25 protein-coding genes are annotated in these 21783 nt (G+C 73.2%); 8 read left to right on the forward strand and 17 right to left on the reverse strand.

Translation table 11 applies throughout. The annotated features are described in order from the left end of the window. Window positions 1-2 precede the first annotated feature (2 nt). The 4 genes from ACXN5W_RS12645 to ACXN5W_RS12660 all read left to right on the forward strand — a co-directional run bounded on the left by ACXN5W_RS12645 (window position 3) and on the right by ACXN5W_RS12660 (window position 3869). Window positions 3-1583: an ABC transporter ATP-binding protein gene (locus tag ACXN5W_RS12645; RefSeq protein ID WP_473158417.1), complete on the forward strand. Its 1581-nt coding sequence runs from the start codon at window positions 3-5 to the stop codon at window positions 1581-1583. Beyond that, window positions 1580-2428, forward strand: coding sequence for an energy-coupling factor transporter transmembrane component T family protein (locus ACXN5W_RS12650; protein WP_473158418.1), 849 nt, complete (start codon window positions 1580-1582; stop codon window positions 2426-2428). Before ACXN5W_RS12645 ends, ACXN5W_RS12650 begins: the two co-directional genes overlap by 4 nt. 235 nt (window positions 2429-2663) lie before the next feature. Beyond that, entirely contained in the window at window positions 2664-3515 is an 852-nt protein-coding gene (locus ACXN5W_RS12655; protein ID WP_473158419.1) for an LLM class flavin-dependent oxidoreductase, read from the forward strand. 57 nt (window positions 3516-3572) lie between these two features. After that, window positions 3573-3869: an MTH1187 family thiamine-binding protein gene (locus ACXN5W_RS12660; RefSeq protein ID WP_473158420.1), complete on the forward strand. Its 297-nt coding sequence runs from the start codon at window positions 3573-3575 to the stop codon at window positions 3867-3869. Between the two features lie 88 nt (window positions 3870-3957). Here ACXN5W_RS12660 and ACXN5W_RS12665 read toward each other — a convergent pair whose 3' ends face one another. The 6 genes from ACXN5W_RS12665 to recO form a co-directional block, all read right to left on the reverse strand. Continuing rightward, the gene (locus tag ACXN5W_RS12665) at window positions 3958-4734 is read right to left on the reverse strand and encodes a pirin family protein (RefSeq protein WP_473158421.1); all 777 of its coding nucleotides are present in this window, start codon (window positions 4732-4734) and stop codon (window positions 3958-3960) included. Continuing rightward, window positions 4731-4880, reverse strand: a complete 150-nt coding sequence (locus ACXN5W_RS12670; protein WP_473158422.1) for a hypothetical protein — start codon at window positions 4878-4880, stop codon at window positions 4731-4733. The genes ACXN5W_RS12665 and ACXN5W_RS12670 overlap by 4 nt, the downstream gene beginning before the upstream one ends. Further along, entirely contained in the window at window positions 4877-5101 is a 225-nt protein-coding gene (locus ACXN5W_RS12675) for a thioredoxin reductase (RefSeq protein WP_473158423.1), read from the reverse strand. The genes ACXN5W_RS12670 and ACXN5W_RS12675 overlap by 4 nt, the downstream gene beginning before the upstream one ends. 161 nt (window positions 5102-5262) lie before the next feature. Then, window positions 5263-5592, reverse strand: a complete 330-nt coding sequence (locus ACXN5W_RS12680) for a hypothetical protein (protein WP_473158424.1) — start codon at window positions 5590-5592, stop codon at window positions 5263-5265. Window positions 5593-5875: 283 nt separating this feature from the next. After that, complete coding sequence (locus ACXN5W_RS12685) at window positions 5876-6676, reverse strand: isoprenyl transferase (RefSeq protein ID WP_473158425.1); 801 nt, start codon at window positions 6674-6676, stop codon at window positions 5876-5878. Between the two features lie 8 nt (window positions 6677-6684). Further along, complete coding sequence (recO, locus tag ACXN5W_RS12690; RefSeq protein WP_473158426.1) at window positions 6685-7530, reverse strand: DNA repair protein RecO; 846 nt, start codon at window positions 7528-7530, stop codon at window positions 6685-6687. 187 nt (window positions 7531-7717) lie between these two features. Here recO and ACXN5W_RS12695 point away from each other — a divergent pair, with 187 nt between their 5' ends. Then, window positions 7718-8521: a DUF4097 family beta strand repeat-containing protein gene (locus ACXN5W_RS12695; protein WP_473158427.1), complete on the forward strand. Its 804-nt coding sequence runs from the start codon at window positions 7718-7720 to the stop codon at window positions 8519-8521. Between the two features lie 30 nt (window positions 8522-8551). Here the strand turns inward: ACXN5W_RS12695 and era are convergent, their stop codons facing one another. The 7 genes from era to ACXN5W_RS12730 form a co-directional block, all read right to left on the reverse strand. Then, entirely contained in the window at window positions 8552-9445 is an 894-nt protein-coding gene (gene era / locus ACXN5W_RS12700) for a GTPase Era (protein ID WP_473158449.1), read from the reverse strand. Window positions 9446-9548: 103 nt separating this feature from the next. After that, a complete protein-coding gene (locus tag ACXN5W_RS12705; protein WP_473158428.1) occupies window positions 9549-9929 on the reverse strand; it encodes a cytidine deaminase in 381 nt (126 codons plus the stop codon). Further along, complete coding sequence (locus ACXN5W_RS12710) at window positions 9922-11316, reverse strand: hemolysin family protein (protein WP_473158429.1); 1395 nt, start codon at window positions 11314-11316, stop codon at window positions 9922-9924. Before ACXN5W_RS12710 ends, ACXN5W_RS12705 begins: the two co-directional genes overlap by 8 nt. A gap of 2 nt (window positions 11317-11318) precedes the next feature. Continuing rightward, window positions 11319-11786, reverse strand: coding sequence for an rRNA maturation RNase YbeY (ybeY, locus tag ACXN5W_RS12715; RefSeq protein ID WP_473158430.1), 468 nt, complete (start codon window positions 11784-11786; stop codon window positions 11319-11321). An 18-nt stretch (window positions 11787-11804) separates the two neighbouring features. Further along, window positions 11805-12854 carry a PhoH family protein gene (locus ACXN5W_RS12720; protein WP_473158431.1) on the reverse strand — a complete coding sequence of 350 codons (1050 nt, stop codon included), beginning with the start codon at window positions 12852-12854 and terminating at the stop codon, window positions 11805-11807. A gap of 168 nt (window positions 12855-13022) precedes the next feature. Then, the gene (locus tag ACXN5W_RS12725) at window positions 13023-14393 is read right to left on the reverse strand and encodes a serine hydrolase domain-containing protein (RefSeq protein WP_473158432.1); all 1371 of its coding nucleotides are present in this window, start codon (window positions 14391-14393) and stop codon (window positions 13023-13025) included. Window positions 14394-14483: 90 nt separating this feature from the next. Next, window positions 14484-14837, reverse strand: a complete 354-nt coding sequence (locus ACXN5W_RS12730) for a histidine triad nucleotide-binding protein (RefSeq protein ID WP_473158433.1) — start codon at window positions 14835-14837, stop codon at window positions 14484-14486. 111 nt (window positions 14838-14948) lie between these two features. On the opposite strand from ACXN5W_RS12730, the gene ACXN5W_RS12735 reads away from it, so the two are divergent. Then, window positions 14949-15701 carry an SDR family NAD(P)-dependent oxidoreductase gene (locus tag ACXN5W_RS12735; protein ID WP_473158434.1) on the forward strand — a complete coding sequence of 251 codons (753 nt, stop codon included), beginning with the start codon at window positions 14949-14951 and terminating at the stop codon, window positions 15699-15701. Window positions 15702-15777: 76 nt separating this feature from the next. On the opposite strand, the gene ACXN5W_RS12740 is transcribed toward ACXN5W_RS12735, so the two are convergent. Genes ACXN5W_RS12740 through hrcA form a run of 3 tightly spaced genes read right to left on the reverse strand, consistent with a single transcriptional unit; the run spans window position 15778 to window position 18738 of the window. Beyond that, window positions 15778-16512, reverse strand: a complete 735-nt coding sequence (locus tag ACXN5W_RS12740) for a 16S rRNA (uracil(1498)-N(3))-methyltransferase (RefSeq protein ID WP_473158435.1) — start codon at window positions 16510-16512, stop codon at window positions 15778-15780. A 9-nt stretch (window positions 16513-16521) separates the two neighbouring features. Continuing rightward, window positions 16522-17661, reverse strand: a complete 1140-nt coding sequence (gene dnaJ / locus ACXN5W_RS12745) for a molecular chaperone DnaJ (RefSeq protein WP_473158450.1) — start codon at window positions 17659-17661, stop codon at window positions 16522-16524. A 54-nt stretch (window positions 17662-17715) separates the two neighbouring features. After that, window positions 17716-18738, reverse strand: coding sequence for a heat-inducible transcriptional repressor HrcA (gene hrcA, locus ACXN5W_RS12750; protein WP_473158436.1), 1023 nt, complete (start codon window positions 18736-18738; stop codon window positions 17716-17718). A gap of 185 nt (window positions 18739-18923) precedes the next feature. Between hrcA and ACXN5W_RS12755 the strand changes: the two genes are divergently transcribed. Beyond that, a complete protein-coding gene (locus ACXN5W_RS12755; protein WP_473158437.1) occupies window positions 18924-19703 on the forward strand; it encodes a DUF4870 domain-containing protein in 780 nt (259 codons plus the stop codon). A 24-nt stretch (window positions 19704-19727) separates the two neighbouring features. Here the strand turns inward: ACXN5W_RS12755 and hemW are convergent, their stop codons facing one another. Continuing rightward, window positions 19728-20951 carry a radical SAM family heme chaperone HemW gene (hemW, locus tag ACXN5W_RS12760; RefSeq protein WP_473158438.1) on the reverse strand — a complete coding sequence of 408 codons (1224 nt, stop codon included), beginning with the start codon at window positions 20949-20951 and terminating at the stop codon, window positions 19728-19730. Window positions 20952-20969: 18 nt separating this feature from the next. Between hemW and ACXN5W_RS12765 the strand changes: the two genes are divergently transcribed. Continuing rightward, window positions 20970-21773, forward strand: coding sequence for an enoyl-CoA hydratase-related protein (locus ACXN5W_RS12765; protein ID WP_473158439.1), 804 nt, complete (start codon window positions 20970-20972; stop codon window positions 21771-21773). Window positions 21774-21783: the final 10 nt, after the last annotated feature.

The raw sequence follows: 21783 nt of genomic DNA on the forward strand, positions 1-21783 counted from the left end.
GGGTGAGCGCGGTCGAACTGCGCGGATTCGGTTGGCGGCACGCCGGCCGCCGGGCCTGGGCGGTACGCGGCGTCGACCTGCGGGTCGAGGCCGGCGAACGGGTGCTGCTGCTCGGTGAGTCCGGAGCGGGCAAGAGCACGCTGCTGGCCGCGATCGCCGGGCTGCTCGCGGCCGATTCCGGCGAGCAGGAGGGCACCGTCCGGATCGACGGCCTCGCCCCGGCGGACGCCCGCGAGCGGGTGGGCATCGTCTTCCAGGATCCGCAGGCCCAGATCGTGCTCGGCCGGGCCGGCGACGACGTCGCGTTCGGGCTGGAGAACCGGGGGGTGCCGGCCCCGGAGATCTGGCCCCGGGTCGTCGAGGTGCTGCGCCGGGTCGGTTTCCCGTACGACCGGGACCGTCCCACCAACGCCCTGTCCGGCGGCGAACAGCAACGGTTGGCCCTGGCCGGCGCGCTCGCCCCGCGCCCGGGTCTGCTGCTGCTGGACGAGCCGACCGCCAACCTCGATCCGGCCGGCGCCGAACTGGTCCGGGGCGCCATCGCGGCGGCACACACCCCGGACACCGCGATGATCCTGGTGGAACACCGGGTCGCCGAGGCGCTGCCGCTGGTCGACCGGGTGGTGGTGCTGGCGGCCGGCGGCGGCGTCCGGGCGGACGGCCCACCCGGGGCGATCTTCGCGGAACACGGCCCGGGGCTGACCACCGCCGGGGTGTGGGTGCCCGGCTACCAGGTACCGGACCGGCGGTCCCGGGGCACCGCCGGGCCGGAGCTGCTGCGCGCGGAGCGGGTCGGGTTGCCGGGCCGGCTGCCTCCGGTCGATACGACCGTCCGGGCCGGTGAGGCGCTGGCGCTGCTGGGTCCGAACGGGGTCGGCAAGTCCACCCTCGCCCTGCTGCTCGGTGGCCTGTTGCGCCCGGGCACCGGCCGGGTGGTGGCGAGCCCGGCCCTGACCGACCGGGACCGTGTCACCGGGGGCCGTTCGCGGCCGGGCCAGGCCGGATCGGGCGACGCCGTCGGCCTGCCCGGGGGCCGTTGGCGGGCACGCCGCGTCGACCGGGACGACGCGGAGCCGCACCGCTGGCGGGCGCCGACGCTGGTCGGCCGGATCGGATCGGTCTTCCAGAACCCCGAGCACCAGTTCGTCACCGGCACGGTCGCCGCCGAACTCGCCGTCGGTCCGCGCCGGATCGGACGTACCGAGGTGCAGGTCCGGACCACCGTGGCCGAGTTGCTCGACCGGCTGCGGCTGGACCGGTTGGCCGGCGCCAACCCGTACACCCTGTCCGGCGGCGAGGCGCGGCGGCTGAGCGTCGCGACCGCCCTGGCCACCGCGCCCCGCCTGCTGGTCTGCGACGAACCGACCTTCGGCCAGGACCGCCGCACCTGGCTGGAACTGGTCGACCTGCTGGCCGAACTACGGGACGCCGGTCACGGCATCGTGACCGTCACCCACGACGCCGACTTCGTCGCGGCGCTGGCCGACCGGTGCGTACCGCTCGGCCCTACCGGTCCCGACCGGCCGACCGCGCCCGCGACGCTGGTCGAGGCAGGTCGGACGGAGCCGGAGGTACGACGATGACCGACGCCGGCTCCCCGATGGCACCGCCGACCCGGCCCGGCCCGGTGCCGGCGCCACTGGCCCGACCCGGCCCGGTGCCGGCGCCGCTGGCCCGGCGTAACCCGGTGGCCAAGCTGGCCGCCGCGCTGCTCTTCTCGGCGGTGCTGGTGGCCAGCCTGGACCCGCTGACCCCGGCCCTTGCCATCGCGATGGAACTGGCGGTGGTGCCGGCGTTCGGACTGCGGTACGCGGAGCTGGCCCGGCGTGGCTGGCCGGTGCTGACCAGCCTCGCCGGGTTGACCCTGACACTCGTGCTGTTCTCCGTCGATCGGTCCGGTGCGGTGCTGGCCCGGCTCGGACCCGTGACGGTGACCACCGGGGTGCTGCTGACCGCGTTCGGTCTCGGGCTGCGGCTGGTCGCGGTGGCGCTGCCCGGCGTGCTGGTCTTCGCCAGTACCGATCCGACCGACCTGGCCGACGCGCTGATCCAGAACACCCGGGCGCCGGCCCGGTTCGCCATCGGCACGCTCGCGGCGTTCCGGCTGGTGCCGCTGCTCGGCGCCGAGTGGCAGACCATCAGCATGGCCCGACGGGCCCGAGGGCTGGACGCCGGCCGGAACCCGGTGGCCCGGGTACGACTCTTCGCCTCCACCGCGTTCGTGCTGCTGGTCGGCGCAATCCGCCGGGGCACCCGGCTGGCGACCGCGATGGACGCCCGGGGCTTCGACAGTGCCACCCCCCGCACGGTGGCCCGGCTGCAGCGGTTCGGACCCGCCGACGTCCTGCTGGTGGCCGGCGCGGCGGCCCTGGCCGGTGCCGCGCTCACGGTGAGCGTGCTGGCCGGAACCTTCCGCCCCCTGCTGTAAGGAAGGGCACCTTGTTATCGCTTCTTGTATAGGAAGGGCCCCCTGTTACCGCCCGTCGCAAGGCGCGGCGCACCGGGCCGAATCTCGGGTGCCGGGGTGGTGGCCGGTGGGCTAGGGTGACGGAACTTCCACGGGTGCTCCCCCGGAATCACGCCGCAGCGCGGGGGGCACAACCGGCCAGGGTCGGTCCGAAGGGGCGGCAGCGATGTCGTACACCCTTCGGAAGGAACAAACCGTGCATTTCGGTCTCGGTCTGCCCATCGACGACCCAACGTCCCTGCTCACCTGGGCCCGGCGTGCCGACGCCGGCCCGTTCCGCACCCTCGGCCTGCTCGACCGGCTGGTCTACCACAACCCCGAACCGATGGTCACGCTCGCGGTCACCGCCGGAGCCACCCAGCGGATCCGGTTGCAGACCGAGGTGCTGCTGGCGCCCCTGCACCGCACCGCACTGCTGGCTAAGCAGGCCGCCACGCTGGACCTGCTCTCCGCCGGTCGCTTCACCCTCGGCATCGGCCTCGGCGGTCGTACCGATGACTACGCCGCGGCCGGGCTGGACGTCCGGCGCCGCGGACGTCGACTGGATGACCAGCTCGCCACCCTGCGCACGCTCTGGGCCGGTGAGCCCCACCCGGCGGCGGGCGCCCCCGTCGGACCCCGGCCGGCCCGGCCGGGCGGCCCCGAGGTGCTGATCGGGGGCTTCGCACCGGCAGCGCTCGCCCGGATCGCCCGCTGGGGCGACGGCTTCCTCGGCGCGGCGCTCCCACCCGCCGGGCTGGACCGGCTGTTCCGGTCCGTGGAACGGTCCTGGACGGTCGCCGGCCGGCCCGGCCGGCCACGGCTGGTCGCGCAGGTCAACGTCGCCATCGGCCCCGACGACGTGGTCGACGCCGCCCGCCGGGCCCTGCTCGCCTACTACCAACCGAATGAGTACGCGGAGCACGCGGCACGGAGCATGCTGAGCACCGCCGACGGTGTCCGGGAGGCGGTCTCGGCAATCGCCGGGACCGGCGCGGACGAACTGATGCTCTACTGCTGGGCCGTCGACCCTGACCAGGTACACCGGCTCGCCGACGTACTGGGCTGAACCAGTGTCCGGGCGGGGTCATCGCGGCGCGGTCGATCGACTGGCAGGATCGACGGCATGCTTATCGCGTTCTCGGTGACTCCGCTCGGTACCGGCGAGTCGGTGGGTGACCTGGTGGCCGAGGCGGTCCGGGTGGTCCGCGAATCCGGCCTGCCGAACTCGACCGACGCCATGTTCACGCTCGTCGAGGGCGAGTGGGACGAGGTGATGGCGGTGGTGAAACGCGCCGTCGACGTGGTGGCCGCGCAGGCGCCCCGGGTGAGCCTGGTGCTCAAGGCCGACGTACGCGACAGCGTCACGGACGCGCTGACCGGCAAGGTGGCCCGGGTGGAGGCACGACTGGCGCAGGACTGAGCGGCCCGCCACCGCCTGACCCGGCCCGCGACCCCCGGCCGTTCAGCCGCGCGGTGCGGCCCTGCCGGCGCCGCGAGGCGTGGCCCGGTCACGCCTCGCCGATGGTCGCGTGCATCTCCCAGACCAGGATCTCGGCGGGTTCGGTGGCCGTCACCCGCTGGCCACCGGACGCGGTGATCCGGGCCCCGTCTCCGGCGGTCAACCCGCCCGCGCCCTCCAGCGTGACCGCTCCGACCGGTACGTACAGGTGCAGGAACGGCGCGTCCGGCAGGGTGACCGTGTCTCCTCGCTGGAGGCGGGCGGCGTGCAGCGCCGCGTACCGGTTCTGGATCCGGATCGCGGCGGCGCCGTCGTGCTCGTCCATCCCGGACGCGACCGGTACGAGGCCACCCCGCAGCAACTCGTCCCCGATCTCCAACTGCTCGTACCCGGGATCGATCCCCGGCTCGTCGGGCAACACCCACATCTGCACGAAGCGGACCGGCTCGGAGTGCGGGGTCGTGTCCGAAACCCGCCAGGCGTCGTTCTTCTCCGAGTGCATGATCCCGGTACCGGCGCTCATCCGCTGGGCCAGGCCGGGGTAGATGACCCCGGTGTGCCCGGTGGAATCCTGGTGTACGAGCGAGCCGCGCAGCACCCAGGTGACGATCTCCATGTCCTCGTGCGGATGGGTCTCGAAGCCGGTACCCGGTCGCACCACGTCGTCGTTGTTCACCAGCAGCAGACCATGGTGGGTGTTGCCCGGGTCGTAGTGTCGGGAGAACGAGAACGAGTGCCGGGAATCCAACCAGGACAGTCGGGTGGCGAACCGGTCGTCGGCCCGCTGTATCGCCACCGACGGCGACAGCGCCATCGCGCCGGTCACGGCGCACCCCCGGCCGCACCTGCCGTGCGATCCCGGAGCACGGCGGCCACGGCCCACTGCCCCGGTACGCCGAGCGACGCGGCCCACTCCCCCGGCGCACCGAGCGGCGCGACCCGGTCCCCTGGTACGCCGAGCGGAGCGGTCACCATGCGGTCCCGGGTTGACCGGCCGCCGGGCTCCAGGCCAGCGCGGGTTCGCCGCCGGCCAGTTCGGCGATCTCCCCGGCCGGCGCGGTGGCGATGTGGTTGAGCTGCGCGCAGTGTTGTTCGGCGATCTCCGCACAGATCTCGGCCACCTGCTCGCAGAGCGGGCTACCCAGATCAGCCGCGTTCAGCCCCATGATCATCTTGTACCGAAGCTCGTCCATAGCCTCCCCCGTCCGCGATGTTCCCCCTCCAGCGATCGTACGGACCGGTCCCGGGCCGGCGGGCCGACCGCCAATTTGATCATGAGAATCAGACCGGGCACGAGGTCAGGAAGGGCCCCTTCCTATACAAAAAGCGATAGGAAGGGGCCCTTCCTTGCTGGTCAGCTGCGCCGGAAGGCGTACCGGCGGCCGGGCCCCGCGGCACGGCCGGGCCCGACGCCGCGGCCCTTGCCGCCGCGTTCCGTCGGTCCGTTCCGCGGCGTACCGGCCGACCGGTCCAGGCCGGCCTCGTCCGCCGCCGTGGAATCGGGCAGCGGTACCGCGATGGGCCCGGTCAGGGCGTCCGCTGCCAGCGCCACGGGGTCGACACGCAGGCCCAGCGGTCCATGGCCGGCATGCGGGTCCAGCGCTGCGGAATCGGCGTGCGGGTCCAGCGCTGCGGAATCGGCGTACGGGTCCGGGCCGTCCGGGGTGGGGCTGGTGGCAGGCATCTGTGCCTCCTTGACGGGTCAGCCGTGCTCGCGAAGCCGATCACGGCAGGCGAAAAGGGACCACCCGGACGGCACGTCGACATCACACGTCGGAAGCTTTACGGGACGCCCGGGTCATCGGCGCGCCACGACGGGGCGGGCCGGACTGGAAAGAGGGGCGTCAGAAGCGCATGCGAGGAAGGTATCCGACCCGCTCGGGGCACGCACCCGATTTACCGCTCGGGGCGTTAAGCGGGCCCCCTGCTATCCGAAAAGCGATAACAGGGGGCCCTTCCTTACGTCGTCAGCTGGGGGCGACCGGGTTCGGCAGCGCGCCGCCGAACCGGCGGTCCCGCTGCGCGTACAGCTCGCAGGCGTACCACAGGTGCCGCCGGTCGAAGTCCGGCCAGAGCGTGTCCAGCACCACCAGCTCGGCGTACGCCGACTGCCAGAGCAGGAAGTTCGACAGCCGCTGCTCGCCGGAGGGGCGCAGGAACAGGTCCACCTCCGGCACCTCCGGGTGGTAGAGGTACCGCGCGATGGTCTTCTCGGTGATTCGGTCCGGATGCAGCCGGCCGGCCGCCACCTCCCGGGCCAGCGCCGCGGCGGCGTCGGCGATCTCGGCCTGACCGCCGTAGTTGACGCAGAACTGGAGGGTGAGCGTCGAGTTGTTCCGGGACATCTCCTCGGCCGTCTGGAGTTCGGAGATGACGCTCTTCCAGAGCCGCCCGGCCCGACCGGACCAGACCACCCGGACGCCGAGGTCGACCAGCTGGTCGCGGCGGCGTCGGATCACGTCCCGGTTGAAGCCCATCAGGAACCGGACCTCGTCCGGCGACCGCCGCCAGTTCTCGGTGGAGAAGGCGTACGCCGACAGGTACGGGATGCCCAGCTCGATCGCGCCCTCGATGGTGTCGAAGAGCGAATGCTCCCCCGCCTCGTGGCCCTTGGTACGCGGCAGCCCGCGCTCCTTGGCCCATCGGCCGTTGCCGTCCATCACCACGGCGACGTGCCGGGGCAGCGCCTCGGTGGGTAGCGCCGGTGGCCGGGCACCGGACGGGTGTGGCGTGGGTGGCACCGGTTCGCGGCGGTCCCGCCGGGTCATACCTCGGATCACGTCGTCGTCCCCCTGCTCGTCTGCCCATCGGCCGGCGGTCGCGGTTCGAACCCCGGCGTCCGCCCACCGGACCCCGGCCCGCCCCGGTCGACCAGCGGCAGCGAGCGTAACCCGCGCTCCAGATGCCATTGCAGATGAGCCGCGACCAGGCCGCTGCACTCCCGGCGTACTCCCGGTTCGGCCGCGTCGGCGACCCGCCAGTCACCGCTGGTGAGCGCGGACATCAGGTCGATGGTGGCCGGGGCCGGGTGGGCCGCGCCGGGCGGCCGGCAGTCCCGGCAGACAGACCCCCCGGCGGGTACGGAGAACGCGCCGTGCCGGCCCGGCGTGCCGCAGACGGCACAGGCGAGCAGCGCGGGCGACCAACCGGCGTGCGCCATCCCGCGCAGCAGGTACGCGTCGAGCACCAGGGTGCTGTCGTGGCTGCCCTCGGCCAGCGCCCGCAGCGCGCCCAGGGTGAGCAGGAACAGCCGCAACGAGGGCTCGCGTTCCACCGGGGTGAGCCGTTCGGCGGTCTCGGCGATGGCGCTGGCCGTCGTGTACCGCGGATAGTCGCCGAGGAACCGCTTGCCGTACAGGTCGATCCCCTCGACCTGGCTGACCGTGTGCAACGGGCTGCCGATGTTGCCCTCGGGATCACCGGCGAGTTGCAGGTCGACGTGACCGAACGGCTCCAGCCGGGCCCCGAACCGGGAACTGGTCCGGCGTACCCCCCGGGCCACGGCCCGCAGCCGGCCGTGCCGGCGGGTCAGCAGCGTGATGATCCGGTCGGACTCGCCGAGCTTCTGCACGCGCAGCACCACCGCGTCGTCGCGGTAGAGCTGGCGGCGGTATCCGGGCACCGCCCCATTCTGCCCGGTCCGGCCCGGCCCGCCGCCCGGTGGGTGTTGCGGGGCGCGTCGTAGCGCGCCGGGTTGCCGGGGCGCGTCGTAGGCGCCGCGACCGGGGGTGATCTCAGGGTTCGATCCGGGGTGGCGCCGTGGAAATCCCGGATGTGACCGACCCCGGGCCGTCCGTAGGGTTCCGGTCATGAGAGTTCCCCGGGTCGCCGTCACCGCCACAGCCCTCACCGGCGTCGCCGCGCTGGCGGCGTTGACCGGGTGCTCCGCGCTGTCCACCGCCTCGGAGAAACGGTTGGACTTCACCCGCACCGAGCCGGCCGCCATCGACACGATCGTGCTGAGCCCCGGTGCCGGGAACGTCGTGATCCACACCGGGTCCGGGACCGGGACGACCATCAAGCGGGTCGTCCGGTACCGCACGAGCGAGCCGAAGGACGCGACGTACAAGGTCGATGGCTCGTCCCTGATCCTCGACACCGACTGCGGACACAACTGCACCGTCTCGTACGACGTGGCCGCTCCAGCGGGCGTGGCCGTGCGGGGCTCGGACTCCAGGCACTCCGGGGACGTCGAGCTGAGCGGGGTCAGCGCGGTCGACCTGGAGGTCGGCTCGGGTAACCTGCGGATCGAGAACGTGAGCGGGGCGGTGCAGGCCCGCACCGGCTCCGGCGACATCTCCGTCACCGGCGTCAAGGGAGAGGTGACCCTGCACGCCGGGTCCGGCAACGTCACCGGCCGCGCCCTGGGCGGCGGGGCGGTCACCGCCGGGACCGGCTCGGGTGACGTCGACCTGACGCTGACCTCGGCCAACTCGGTCCGCGCCAAGGCCGGGTCGGGTTCGGTCACCCTCGCCGTGCCGGCCGGTTCCTACCGGGTACGGACGCAGACCGGATCGGGATCCCGGCACGTCTCGGTCGACGACGACGCCACCGCGACCCTGCTGCTGGATCTCGAAACCGGCAGCGGCGACATCTCGGTGCGGCGGAGCTGACCGCTTCGTCGGGCGGCGCCGGTCGTCGGTTCAGAAGCCCAGCCGGCGGAGCTGCTTCGGATCGCGCTGCCAGTCCTTGGCGACCCGGACGTGCAGGTCGAGATAGACCCGGGTGCCGAGCAACTCCTCGATCTGCCGGCGGGAGCGGGTGCCGACGTCCTTGAGCCGGCTGGCCCGTGCCCCGATCACGATGGCCTTCTGGCTGGGCCGCTCGACGTACACGTCGGCGTAGATCTTCATCAGGTCGCCCTCGGGGATCATCTCCTCGACGATCACCGCGATGGAGTGCGGCAGTTCGTCCCGGACGCCTTCCAGGGCCGCCTCCCGGATCAGCTCGGCGACCAGCACCTGCTCCGGCTCGTCGGTGAGCATGTCGTCCGGGTAGAGCTGCGGGGACCGCGGCAGGTATTTGGTCATCACGTCGACCAGGGTGTCCACCTGGTGCCCGCTGACGGCGCTGACCGGCACCACCTCGGCGAAGTCGCCCAGCTCGCTCACCGCGAGCAACTGTTCGGCCAGCCGGCGCCGGTCCACCAGGTCGGTCTTGGTGACCACGGCCACCACCGTGGCCTTCAACTCGCCGATCTCCTGCGAGATGAACCGGTCACCGCGCCCCACCGGCTCGTCGGCCGGGATGCACAGGCCGATGACGTCGACCTCGCTCCAGGTCTGCCGGACCAGGTCGTTCAGCCGCTCGCCGAGCAGCGTACGCGGCCGGTGCAGGCCGGGGGTGTCCACGAGGACGAGCTGGGAGTCGGCCCGGTGCAGCACGGCCCGGATCACGTGCCGGGTGGTCTGCGGCTTGCTTGAGGTGATGGCGATCTTCTGCCCGACGATCGCGTTGGTCAGGGTCGACTTCCCGGCGTTCGGCCGGCCCACGAAGCACGCGAACCCGGCCCGGTAAGGTCGCTCGGCCCGCGCCACTGGATCGCTCACGTACTGCCCCGTCTCCGTCGCACTGGCTCGCCGGCCGGTTCCCGGAGCGCGGCCGACCGGCCTCGCGCCCCACCCTGCCGTACCTGCGAAATTACTCGACCACCGTGCCGAGGAGGGTACCGTCCGGGGCCGCCAGGTGAATCGGCGCCTCCGCCGCCAGGTCCCGGACCGCCGCGTGGCCCGCGCCGTCGAGCGTAGACGCCTCGGACACCACGGCCGCCGCTTCCAGCCGGGTGGCACCGGCGGCGACCGCCGACGCGACGGCCAGTTGCAGCGCCGTGAGGGTCAGCGACGGCAACGCGACGGTCGCGGCGGCGTACGTGCGACCGTCCTGGTCGCGTACGGCCGCGCCCTCGACCGCGCCGACCCGTCCCCGGGCTCCCCGGGCCAGGACGACCAGCTTGGCGTCCTCGGCGACCAGTTCCGGGCCGGGGGTGGTCGCCCGGTCGGCGGGTACGGATGTCTCAGGCATCGGCGTGCTGCCTCTCCTCGGAACGTTGCGGGTGGGCCCGGGCGTGGTCCGACTCGCCCGCCTGGTCCGGCTCGGTGGGCCCGTCGGCCCGGTGGACCAGGACCGAGTCGATCCGGTTGCGCCGCCCGGTGGTCCCCTCGGCGAGCAGCCGCAGACCGGCCACCTCCGCTTCGGCACCCGGTATCGGCACCCGGCCGAGCGCCTGGGCGAGCAGCCCGCCGACGGTCTCCACCTCGTCGGCCGGCAGTTCGGTGTCGAACAGTTCCCCGAGGGTTTCGACCGGCAGTCGGGCGGTGACCCGGAAGGCGCCGTCGGGCAGTCGTTCCACCGGCGGGCGTTCCACGTCGTACTCGTCGGTGATCTCGCCGACGATCTCCTCGAGGATGTCCTCGATGGTGACGAGGCCACCGGTGCCGCCGTACTCGTCGACCACGACGACCATGTGGGTGCGCGCGGCCTGCATCTCGGACAGCAGGTCGTCGACCGGCTTGGACTCGGGCACGAAGGTGGCCGGGCGCATCAGTTCGGCCACCGGGAACTCCTGGTCGCCGCCCTGGATGTGTCGGACGACGTCCTTGAGGTAGAGCACCCCGAGCACGTCGTCGACGCTGTCGCCGACCACCGGGATGCGGGAGAAGCCGGACCGCAGGAAGAGCGCGAGGGCCTGGGAGAGCCGCTTGCGACCCTCGATCCACACCATCTCGGTACGCGGCACCATCACCTCGCGGGCGATCGTGTCGCCCAGCGCGAACACCGAATGGATCATCTGCCGCTCGCCGTGCTCGACCACCCCGCGCTGCTCGGCCAGGTCGACCAGCTCGCGCAGCTCGACCTGGGTGGCGAACGGACCCTCCCGGAAGCCGCGACCGGGCGTCACCGCGTTGCCGACCAGGATGAGCAGCGAGGCCAGCGGGTTGAGCGCGCGGCCGAGCCCGCGGACCACCGGCGCGGCCACCCGACCCACGGCGTAGGCGTGCTGCCGGCCGATCGTCCGGGGGGCGACCCCCACGACGACGAAGCTCACCACCGTCATGGCCCCGGCGGTGACCAGCGCCGCCCGCCAGCCGGCCCCGAAGGTGTCGACGGCGACCAGCGCGACCAGGGTGGTGGCGGTCAGCTCGCACAGCAGTCGCAGCAGCAGGAGCAGGTTGAGGTGCCGGACCGCGTCGACGGCGACCAGTTGCAGCGCCCGCGCCCCCCGGCCGCCGTCCCGGGCCAGTTCCCCGGCCCGTGCCGGGGAGACCACGGCCAGCGCCGACTCGGTCATCGCGAACAGACCGGCCAGCACGACGAGGGCCGCCCCGAAGGCCAGCAGCTGGCCGTCGGGCAGTCCGGCGGTGCTGGCGGTCGACGCCGCCGCCAGCTGGGTGGCTAAGTGGCCGGGCATGGCTACGACGACCGGGCCGCGCGCCAGCTCGACAGCAGCCGGGCCTGTAGGCCGAACATCTCGCGTTCCTCCTCAGGCTCGGCATGGTCGTAGCCGAGCAGATGCAGCACGCCGTGGACGGTGAGCAGGTGCAGCTCGTCCGCGGTCGGATGACCGGCCGTGGCGGCCTGCTTGGCGGCCACCTCCGGACACAGCACGATGTCGCCGAGCAGGCCCGGCTCACCGCCGCTGACCTCGCCGGGGCCGTGGTCGACGCTGCCCTCGTCCATCGGGAACGCGAGGACGTCGGTCGGCCCGTCGCCACCCATCCACCGGTGGTTGAGCTCGGTCATGTAGTCGACGTCGACCAGCAGCACGGACAGTTCGGCGAGCGGGTTGACCCCCATCTCGTCGAGAGCGTGCCGGGCGACGGCGAGCACCGCGTCGGTGTCGACGTCGGCGCCGGACTCGTTGGCGATCTCGATGGACAACTCGTTCCCCTGCTCGCTCTAGCGCCGTCGGCTGGTTCCGGCGGCCCGCCCCGGAACGGCGTGTACGCCCTGACCCTGCTGCGACTCCCGCTCGGCGTCCCACTTGGCGTAGGCGTCCACGATGTCACTGACCAGCCGGTGCCGGACCACGTCCGCGCTGCCGAGCTGGGCGAAGTGGACGTCCTCCACGCCGGTCAGGATCTCCCGCACCACCCGCAGCCCGCTGGACGTGCCGCCGGGCAGGTCGACCTGGGTGATGTCGCCGGTGACCACGATCTTGGAGCCGAAACCCAACCGGGTCAGGAACATCTTCATCTGCTCGGGGGTGGTGTTCTGCGCCTCGTCCAGGATGATGAACGCGTCGTTGAGCGTCCGGCCACGCATGTACGCCAGCGGCGCCACCTCGATCGTCCCGGCCGCCATCAGCTTGGGGATCGAGTCGGGGTCCAGCATGTCGTGCAGCGCGTCGTAGAGCGGGCGCAGGTAGGGGTCGATCTTCTCGTACAGGGTGCCCGGCAGGAAGCCCAGCCGCTCCCCCGCCTCGACCGCCGGTCGGGTGAGGATGATCCGGCTGACCTGCTTGGCCTGGAGCGCCTGCACGGCCTTGGCCATGGCCAGGTAGGTCTTGCCGGTGCCGGCGGGGCCGATGCCGAAGACGATCGTGTTGACGTCGATCGCGTCGACGTAGTGCTTCTGCCCGAGCGTCTTGGGCCGGATGGTCCGCCCGCGCCGGGAGAGGATGTTGAGCGTCAGGACCTCGGCGGGCCGCTCGGCGGTGCCCTGCTCGAGCATCCCGACGGTACGCCGGACGGCGTCGGTGGTCAGTGTCTCGCCCTTCTCGATCAGTTCGAGGAGTTCGGTGAAGAGGCGCTCGGCGAGCGCGTTGTCGGCGGGCGCACCGGTGATCGTGATCTCGTTGCCACGGACGTGTACGTCGCTGCCGATCGAGCGCTCGACGAGTCGGAGGATCTCATCGCCGGCGCCCAGCAGGTTGACCATGATCTGCGGGTCGGGCACCGTGATCCTGGTCTGCACCCGGGGCTGGCCGGGGGGTGGAGTGCCGGTCATAGGTCGGGCCGTACGGCCCTACGCCACCTGCTCTCGATCTCGGTGCCGCGCCCCGGTGGCGCGACGTGCGGTCGTACCCACCATCGTATCCGTTGAACGCCGGGACGACCCCGCCCATTTCCGCCCGTGCCGCGTCCGCTGCCCGCCTCGCCGGATCGTGGGCCGGGGTCAGGCCCGGAAGTCGTACCGGTCGAACGCCTCCTGGCGGCGGGTGAACCGGTAGGTGGCCCAGTGCATCCGTACCACCGTGCCGGTCCGGTCCCGGGTGAGCCGCAGCAGCTCTCCCACCTCTCGCCCGGAAACCGTACGAAACATGTCTGGATTGTCCGGAAGTGGGGCGAAAACCGCCGGCGGGACGCCCGCCGGACTGTCGGCGGCGCTGGCCCGCAGGGCGCCGTCATGCCAGGAGAAGAGGTACTCGAAACCCTCGCCCCACCAGCGTCCCAGCATCCCCCGGTACGCCGGGGGCGCCGGCTCACCCGGCGCCCACGGCTCGATGTCGGCCGGATCGTCCCGGACCGCCACCGCCATCAGCTCGTGCGGCAACTCGCCGATCTCGATCGCCGTGCCGGAGGACGCGAGCACGGCGCAGCCCATGGCCTTCGGGGTGTCGGCCCCGCCACGCCGGCCGTACACCCCGGCCAGGAAACCCGGCATGGCGCCACCGTGGCCGACATGTACCACCCGATCCCCCTGGGGCACCAGCATCAGCCCGAGGCCGAACCCGGCCCGCCAGGAGGTCTCCTCGACGACCGTGCGGGGCCAGCGCATCTCGTCCACGGTTTCCGGTCGCAGCACCCTCGCGTCCGGGTCCACGGTCGCCGGGTCGGCCAGGAACGCCGCCCAGCGCGCCATGTCGCCGGCCGTGCTCCACAGCTGCGCCGCCGGGGAGACCGCGTCGAGGTCGATCGGTGGCTCCGGCCGCGCCTCGTCGGAGTACGCGTCGACCAGGAACCCGGTGGCCGCCCGGGGTCCCGGCTCGATCCCGGTGCCGGTCAGACCCAGCGGCCCGAGGATCCGCTCGGCCAGCACCTCGGCCCAGGTACCGCCGCGCAGCCGGCCCACCGCGTGGCCCAGCAGGGACAGGCTCAGATTCGAGTAGTGGTAGCGCCGGCCGGGCGGGAGCACCCGCTCGGCCTCGGCCAACTCGGCCAGCAGCCGGTCCACGTCCGGGTTCCGCAGCGTGTCCCAGACATCGCCGGGCGGCTCCCGTTGCAGGCCGGCGGTGTGCGACAGCAGCCGGGACACGGTCAGCTCACGATGCTCGGGCACGTCCAGGTGGCGGCCGATCGGGTCGTCCAGGTCGAGCAGCCCGTCATCCCGGCACTGCAACACCAGCACCGCGGTGAGGGTCTTGGTGACCGACCCGATCCGGAACCGGGTGTCCGCGTCGAGCGGGGTGTCGTTGCCCGTCGAGCCGACCGCGCAGAACCACGGCGGCCGGTCGGCCCGGTGCAGTGCGACGGCCAACGCGGGTATCCGGCCGGACGCCTGCACCCGCCGGGTCATCCGTTCCAGTTGCCGCTGTACGTCCGTCATCGCCGCGTCCCCCGACTCCGCCCGGCGCGGTCACCCGGCCCGGCGTACCGGCCGGTGGCCCACTCGCTGCTCAGCATGGCGGTCGGCGGGTCAGGGACAGAGCATGGGGCCGAGCGGGGCACCGCCCAGCACATGGGCGTGGGCGTGCGCGACCTCCTGCCCACTGTTCGGCCCGGTGTTGAAGATCAGCCGGAACCCGTCGGCCGCCACCCCCTCGTGCTCGGCGACCACCGCCGCGGTGGCCAGTACCTCGGCGGTCACCGTCGGGTCAGCCTCGGCCATCGTCACCACATCCGCGAAGTGCTCCTTCGGGATCACCAGCACGTGTACCGGGGCCTTCGGGTTGATGTCCCGGAACGCGAGCGTGGTGTCGGTCTCCCGGACGATGGTCGCCGGGATCTCCCCGGCCACGATGCGGCAGAACAGGCAGTCGTCGTTTCCCACCAGCGCATGGTAGGCCACGAAGTGAGGGCCCCCGGCCAGGCGGCACGGTCGGGCGGCGCACGGCACCGTCCGGCAGCCGGCCCGGTGCGGTCGTGGGGCAGGATGATCGGCATGAGGCGACGGGCGGTACTGGTCACCGGGGCGTCCCGGGGCATCGGGCGGGCGATCGCGATGGCGTTCGCCGCCGACGGCGACCGGGTGGCCGTACACCACCGGGACTCGGCGGCGCTGGCCGAGCAGTTGCGCGACTCGCTGCCCGGCGGCGGGCACACGGTGGTCCAGGCCGACCTGGCCGACCCGGACGCCGTACGGGCCATGGTGGACAGCGCCGCCGACCAACTGGGCGGGCTGGACGTCCTGGTCAACAACGCCGGCCTGTTCACGGCGCACCCCATCGTGGAGACGGACTACGACCAGTGGCAACGGCACTGGCGTCGCACCCTGGACACCAACCTGCTCGGCCCGGCGAACGCCTGCTGGTGCGCCGTACGCCACCTGCGGGAACGGGGTGGCGGGCGGATCATCAACGTCTCGTCCCGGGGTGCGTTCCGGGGCGAGCCGGACGCCCCGGCCTACGGCGCGAGCAAGGCCGGTCTCAACGCGCTGGGCCAGTCCCTCGCGGTGGCGCTGGCGCCGCACGGGATCGCCGTCGCCACCGTCGCGCCGGGCTTCGTCGAGACGGACATGACGAACGAACACCTCAAGGCCGAGCGCGGCGCCGCGATCCGGGCGCAGAGCCCGTTCGGCCGGGTGGCCCAGCCGGAGGAGATCGCCTCGGCCGTCCACTGGCTCGCCTCACCAGCGGCGGAGTGGGCCTCCGGCACCGTGATCGACCTCAACGGCGCCTCGTACCTGCGCACCTGAACACCACCCGGCACAGACCCACCTGAACACCGCCCCGGCGCCGCTCGTGGTGCGGGCCGTCACCGAGGGACGGGCGTCACCAGCGGCGCAGCCGGGTCGACAGCACGGCCAGCGCGGCAACGCCAGCGGTCGAGGTACGCAGCACCGCGTCGCCCAACCGCACCGGCACCGCGCCCGCGGCCACGAACGTCGCCAGCTCGTCCGGGGTGATGCCACCCTCGGGCCCCACCACCAGGATGATCTCCCCACCTGGCGGCAGGTCGAGCGCGGTGAGCCGCTCGGTGGCCTCCTCGTGCAGCACCACCGCGGCGCTCGCGCCGGACAGCCGGGCAGCGAGCCCCCCGGTGGAGCAGTCCGGGTCGCCGGAAACCACCGGCAGCCACGGCCGGCGGGACTGCTTGGCCGCCTCCCGGGCCGTGGCCACCCACTTCTGGCGGGCCCGGTCGCCCCGGTCGCCACGCCACTGCGCGACCGAACGGGCGGCCGCCCACGGAACGATCTCGTCGACACCCACCTCGGTCATCGCCTGCACCGCCAGCTCGCCCCGGTCTCCCTTGGCGATCCCCTGCGCGACCACGAGCCGAGGGTCGGGCGGCTCGGCGTACCAGCGGGTGGTGACGGACAGCTCAAGACTGCCCCGGCCGACGGCCCGGACCACCGCGCCGGCCGTGCCACCCCGCCCGTCCGCGAGCAGCAGTTCCTCGCCCGGCCGCAGCCGCTGCACGGTCGCCGCGTGGTGCCCCTCCGGACCGTCGAGCAGGTACGTCTCACCGTCGGGCAACGCCTCGACCAGGAACAACGGCGCGCTCATCGGTACCGGTCAGGCGTGGCCGTTGAAGGCGTCCCGCATCCGGGAGAAGAACCCGCCCTGCTTGGTCAGCTCGGCGACCTCCTCGCCCCGGGTCTTGGCGAAGTCGCGCAGCATCCGCTCCTGGTCGGCGTCGAGTTTGGTGGGGGTACGCACGTCCAGGTGGACGTAGAGGTCGCCCCGACCGGTGCCGCGCAGGTGCGGTACGCCCCGGGCCCGCAGCCGCAGGGTGCTGCCCGGCTGGGTGCCCGCCTTCACGTCGACCGGTTCCTCGCTGTCCAGCGTCTTGATCGTCAGTCGGGTCCCCAGCGCCGCCGCCGTCATCGGAACGGTGACCCGGCAGTGCAGGTCGTCGCCCTTTCGCGAGTAGACGTCGTGCGGTCGCTCGTGGATCTCGACGTACAGGTCACCCGCCGTGCCGCCGCCGGGGCCCACCTCGCCCTGCTGGGCCAGCCGGATCCGCATCCCGTCCTCGACCCCGGCCGGGATCTTGACGGTGAGCGACCGGCGGGTCCGGACCCGGCCGTCACCGGCGCAGGTGGGACAGGGGTGCGGGATGATCGTCCCGTAGCCCTGGCAGACCGCGCACGGCCGGGACGACACCACCTGGCCCAGGAAGGTGCGCTGCACCGACTGGACCTCACCCCGACCGCCGCACGTCTCGCAGGTGGCCAGGTGGGTGCCGGCCGCCGTGCCCGCCCCCGAGCAGGTGGTGCAGAGCACCGCCGTGTCCACGGTGATCGGCGCCTCGACCCCGAACGCGGTCTCGTGCAGGTCGAGTTCGAGCCGCAGGATCGCGTCCGAGCCGGGCCGGGTCCGGGGCCGTGGCCCACGACCCGCGCCGCCGCCCGCCGCACCGAAGAAGGCGTCCATGATGTCCTGGAACCCGACGAACGGTCCGGCGCCGCCCGGGCCGGCCCCGCCACCCCCGCCGGGGGCGAGCGGGTCGCCACCCAGGTCGACGATCTGCCGCTTCTGGTCGTCGGAGAGGACCTCGTACGCGGCGTTGATCTCCTTGAAGCGGTCGTGCGCCGCCGGGTCCGGGTTGACGTCCGGGTGGTACTGCCGCGCCAACTTGCGGTAGGCGCGCTTGATCTCGTCATCCGAGGCGTCCCGGCTCACGCCGAGGATCCCGTAGTAGTCCCTGGTCACTGCGTTCCGTGTCCCCATGTCGATCTCGCGTCGGCCGCCGGTCGGCAGGTCGGTTCAGTTCTGCGCCAGCAGGTCACCCACGTAGCGTGCCACGGCACGCACAGTGGCGATCGTGCCGGGGTAATCCATCCGGGTCGGTCCCAGCACACCCAGCCCGCCCACGATGGTCGCACCCGGGCCGTAGCCGGTGCTGACCACTGACGCGGCCCGCAGATTGTCGATCTCGTTCTCGTCGCCGATCCGGACCCGGGTCATGCTCGGCTCCGCCTCCCCGATCAGCTTGAGCAGGATGACCTCCTCCTCCAACGCTTCCAGGATGGGTCGCAGTGACCCCTGGAAGTCGAGCAGCCCGGCCCGGGTCAGGTTGGCCGTTCCGGCCAGCGCGATCCGCTCCTCGTGCCGTTCGACAAGTGTCTCCAGCAACACGCTGGCGAGCGTGGCCATGGCCATCCGCAGGCGCGGCACCGCCTCGTCGACGAGGGCCTGCACCAGTGGGGGTGTGTCGGACAGCTTGGTCCCGACCAGTTTCTCGTTGACCAGCCGCCGCAGGTCGAGCACATCCTCGGCCGGCACCGGACCGGGCAGTTCCACCAACCGCTGCTCGACCCGGCCGGTGTCGGCGATCATCACCAGCATCAGCCGGGTGGTGGAGATCGACACCAGTTCCAGATGCCGCACGGAGGACCGGGCCAGGCTCGGGTACTGCACCACGGCGACCTGGCGGGTGAGCTGGGCCAGCAGGCGTACGGTCCGGTGCACCACGTCGTCCAGGTCGACCGCGCCCACCAGGAACCGCTCGATCGCCCGGCGCTCGGCCGGGCTGAGCGGTTTGACCCGGGACAACCGGTCGACGAAGAGCCGGTAGCCCCGGTCGGTGGGCACCCGGCCCGCGCTGGTGTGTGGCTGCCGGATGTAGCCCTCCTCCTCCAGCACGGCCATGTCGTTGCGGACCGTGGCGGGCGACACACCGAGCTGGTGCCGTTCGACCAGCGCCCGACTGCCGACCGGCTCCTGGGTGGCGACGTAGTCCTCCACGATCGCCCGCAGGACGTCGAGCTTGCGTTCGTCGAGACCCATCTTCACCTCCCGACCGCCGACACCTGTGCCTGGCACTCGACTGTAGCGAGTGCCAGTCTACGACGCCCGGTCCCGTCACCGCGATCATCGCTTTCCGCACCGCGCCCGAAACCGCCACCCACGGGTCGACGCCGGGCGATCCGGGGGTGCTGGCGCGAGGTGCGCGGGCCCCCTACCGTGACCCCATGACCGAACCACCTCGCCCACCGGCCGCGCCCGGTTCCGGCGACGAGTCCGCGGACCCCACCGCTCAGCTTCCACCACAGGCGCCGTCCTCCGCATCCCCGACTTCCGCTTTTCCGGCCCCCTCCGCCGCCCCGGACCCCGAGCCCCCGGCTTCGGCTCCCCCGGCCGCCGGATATCCGCCGCCGGGCGGCAGCTACCCACCCGGCGACGCCCCGCAACCACCGACCGGGGGCTACGGCGGAAGCCCCGGCCCCGGTGGCCCCGAGGGTCCCGGTGGGCCCGGATATCCGCCGGGCGGCGGGTACGGCCCCGGCGGATACGGCCCGGGTAGCGGCCCCGGCGGATACGGCCCAGGCAGCGGCCCCGGCGGGTACGGCCCAGGCAGCGGCCCCGGCGGATACGGCGGCCCGGTCCCCGGCGGGTACGCCAGCAACGACGACCGGGTCTGGGCGCTGGTGGCGCACTTCGGCGGTCCGGTCGGGGTGGTGGTCGGTGGCGGTCTGCTCGGCTGGGTCGCCCCGCTGGTCGCCCTGATGGGGCGGGGTCAGCAGTCGCCGGCGGTTCGGGCCCACTCGATCGGCGCGCTGAACTTCCAGATCACCTGGGCGGTCGCGGTCGCGCTCGGCTGGGTGGTCGCCGGGATCACCTGCGGGCTGTTGTTCTTCATCCCGCTGCTGGTCTGGCTGGTACCGGTGATCTTCGGCATCATCGGCGGCGTCAAGGCCAACGAGGGTCAGCTCTACCGCTACCCGGCCAGCTACGACTTCGTGAAGCGCTGACCGCGCGGGAAACCGGACCGGGACTCAGGGGAGGAGGTCGCGCACGACGGCGTCGGCGAGGAGCCGGCCGCGCAGCGTGAGCACGGCCTGGTCGGTGGCGTACGGCGCCGGTTCGAGCAGGCCGTCCGTCAGCGCCCGCTTCGCCGCCGCCCGCCCCGACTCGTCCAGCGTCGCCAGTGGCAGCCCGTCGGCCAGCCGCAGCCGCAGCATCACGTCCTCGGTCCGCCGGTCCGCCTCGGTCAACACCTCCCGGCCCTGTCCCGGTGAGCGGCCCGAGGCCAGCCGCTTCGCGTACGCCGTGGGGTGTTTGACGTTCCACCAGCGCACGCCGCCGACGTGGCTGTGCGCCCCCGGGCCGAGGCCCCACCAGTCCGCGCCCGTCCAGTAGAGCAGGTTGTGCCGGCAGCGGGCCGCCGGCGAGGTGGCCCAGTTGGACACCTCGTACCAGCCGAAGCCGGCGGCCGACAGCGCGGCCTCCGCCGCCAGGTAGCGGTCCGCGGCCACGTCGTCGGACGGGTACGGCAGCTCCCCGCGACGCACCCGGGCCGCCAGCCGGGTGCCGTCCTCGACGATCAGCGAGTACGCGCTGACATGGTCGACTCCCGCGGCTGTCGCCTGGGCCAGCGACTCGGCGAAGTCCTCCGGACTCTCCCCCGGGGTTCCGTAGATCAGATCCAGGTTGACGTGCGCGAACCCGGCCTCCCGGGCCTCCCGGGCGGCGGCGGTGGCCCGCCCCGGCCGGTGCCTGCGGTCCAGCACGGCCAGCACCCCCGGCGCGGCCGACTGCATGCCCAGGGAGATCCGGTTGTAGCCGGCCGCCCGCAACGCGGCCAGCGACTCCGGGGTCACCGACTCGGGGTTGGCCTCGGTGGTCACCTCCACGTCGGGCGCGAGCCCCCAGGTCTGGTCGATGCCGTCCAGGATCCGGGCCAGGTCGTCGGCGCTGAGCAGGGTCGGCGTGCCGCCGCCCACGAAGACCGTGTCCACCCGACGGGGCGGCGCGGTCGCGAGCACCCGCCGGGCCAGCGCCAGCTCGGCCAGCACCGAATCCGGGTACGTCTCGCGGCTCCCGCCGCCGCCCAGCTCGCTCGCGGTGTAGGTGTTGAAGTCGCAGTATCCGCAGCGGCTGGCGCAGAACGGTACGTGGACGTACACGCCGAACCCACGCCCGCCCACGTCGGCGAGCGCCGCCCGGGGCAGGGCGCCGTCGTCGGGTACGGGTTCACCATCTGGGAGGGCACCGGGCATGACGACTATTGTGCGCGCATGACTGAGGCCGTCGACCAGCTCATCCGGGTGTCCACCGCCGCCGGGGTGACCACGCTCACCCTGGACAGCCCGCACAACCGCAACGCGCTGTCCACCCCGCTGATGACCCAGCTGCTGGACACGCTCGCGGTGGCGGTCGCCGACGACGCGGTCCGGGTGGTCGTGCTGGCCCACACCGGCCCGGTGTTCTGCTCGGGCGCCGACCTCAAGGAGACCGCGGCGGCGTACGCCAGTGGCACCGTGCCGGCCGGGATGCTGGGTGAGGTGCTGGCGGCGATCTGGGAGTGCCCGAAGCCGGTGCTGGCCCAGGTCGCGGGGCCGGCCCGGGCCGGTGGCCTGGGGTTGATCGCGGCGGCCGACCTCGCGGTCTGCGCCTCGGCCGCGACATTCGCGTTCACCGAGGTCCGCCTCGGGGTCATCCCAGCGGTCATCTCCGCCACCGTGCTGCGCCGGCTCGCCCCCCGGGCCGCCGCCGAGCTGTACCTGACCGGCGAGGTCTTCGACGGTGTCCGCGCCGAACGGGTCGGGCTGGTCACCGCCGCCGTGCCCGCCGACGAGCTGGCCGGAACGGTACGGCGGTACTGCGCCGCCCTGGTGCGCGGCGCCCCCGACGCGCTGGCCGGAACCAAGGAACTGCTCCGCCGGCCGGTCGGCGCCGACCTGCGCGCCGAACTGGCCGAGCTGTCCGCCCGCTCCGTCGACTACTTCCGCTCCGACGAGGGCCGGGAGGGTGTCCTCGCGTTCCGGGAGAAGCGGCCGGCCCGCTGGGTGCCCGACGACCAACCGGGACTCGACGCCTGAATGACCGTTC

This window comes from Plantactinospora sp. A48 (genome assembly GCF_055793945.1).

Excerpts from the sequence above, each read along its gene's own strand:
- ACXN5W_RS12680 (WP_473158424.1), bottom strand. The coding sequence starts at position 5,592 with ATGCCTGCCACCAGCCCCACCCCGGACGGCCCGGACCCGTACGCCGAT.
- ACXN5W_RS12705 (WP_473158428.1), bottom strand. The coding sequence starts at position 9,929 with ATGCCTGAGACATCCGTACCCGCCGACCGGGCGACCACCCCCGGCCCG.
- ACXN5W_RS12755 (WP_473158437.1), top strand. The coding sequence starts at position 18,924 with ATGACCGAACCACCTCGCCCACCGGCCGCGCCCGGTTCCGGCGACGAG.
- ACXN5W_RS12660 (WP_473158420.1), top strand. The coding sequence starts at position 3,573 with ATGCTTATCGCGTTCTCGGTGACTCCGCTCGGTACCGGCGAGTCGGTG.
- hemW (WP_473158438.1), bottom strand. The coding sequence starts at position 20,951 with ATGCCCGGTGCCCTCCCAGATGGTGAACCCGTACCCGACGACGGCGCC.
- ACXN5W_RS12725 (WP_473158432.1), bottom strand. The coding sequence starts at position 14,393 with ATGACGGACGTACAGCGGCAACTGGAACGGATGACCCGGCGGGTGCAG.
- hrcA (WP_473158436.1), bottom strand. The coding sequence starts at position 18,738 with ATGGGTCTCGACGAACGCAAGCTCGACGTCCTGCGGGCGATCGTGGAG.
- ACXN5W_RS12695 (WP_473158427.1), top strand. The coding sequence starts at position 7,718 with ATGAGAGTTCCCCGGGTCGCCGTCACCGCCACAGCCCTCACCGGCGTC.
- ACXN5W_RS12710 (WP_473158429.1), bottom strand. The coding sequence starts at position 11,316 with ATGCCCGGCCACTTAGCCACCCAGCTGGCGGCGGCGTCGACCGCCAGC.
- ACXN5W_RS12720 (WP_473158431.1), bottom strand. The coding sequence starts at position 12,854 with ATGACCGGCACTCCACCCCCCGGCCAGCCCCGGGTGCAGACCAGGATC.
- ACXN5W_RS12675 (WP_473158423.1), bottom strand. The coding sequence starts at position 5,101 with ATGGACGAGCTTCGGTACAAGATGATCATGGGGCTGAACGCGGCTGAT.
- ACXN5W_RS12735 (WP_473158434.1), top strand. The coding sequence starts at position 14,949 with ATGAGGCGACGGGCGGTACTGGTCACCGGGGCGTCCCGGGGCATCGGG.
- ACXN5W_RS12740 (WP_473158435.1), bottom strand. The coding sequence starts at position 16,512 with ATGAGCGCGCCGTTGTTCCTGGTCGAGGCGTTGCCCGACGGTGAGACG.
- ACXN5W_RS12650 (WP_473158418.1), top strand. The coding sequence starts at position 1,580 with ATGACCGACGCCGGCTCCCCGATGGCACCGCCGACCCGGCCCGGCCCG.
- ACXN5W_RS12685 (WP_473158425.1), bottom strand. The coding sequence starts at position 6,676 with ATGACCCGGCGGGACCGCCGCGAACCGGTGCCACCCACGCCACACCCG.
- ACXN5W_RS12765 (WP_473158439.1), top strand. The coding sequence starts at position 20,970 with ATGACTGAGGCCGTCGACCAGCTCATCCGGGTGTCCACCGCCGCCGGG.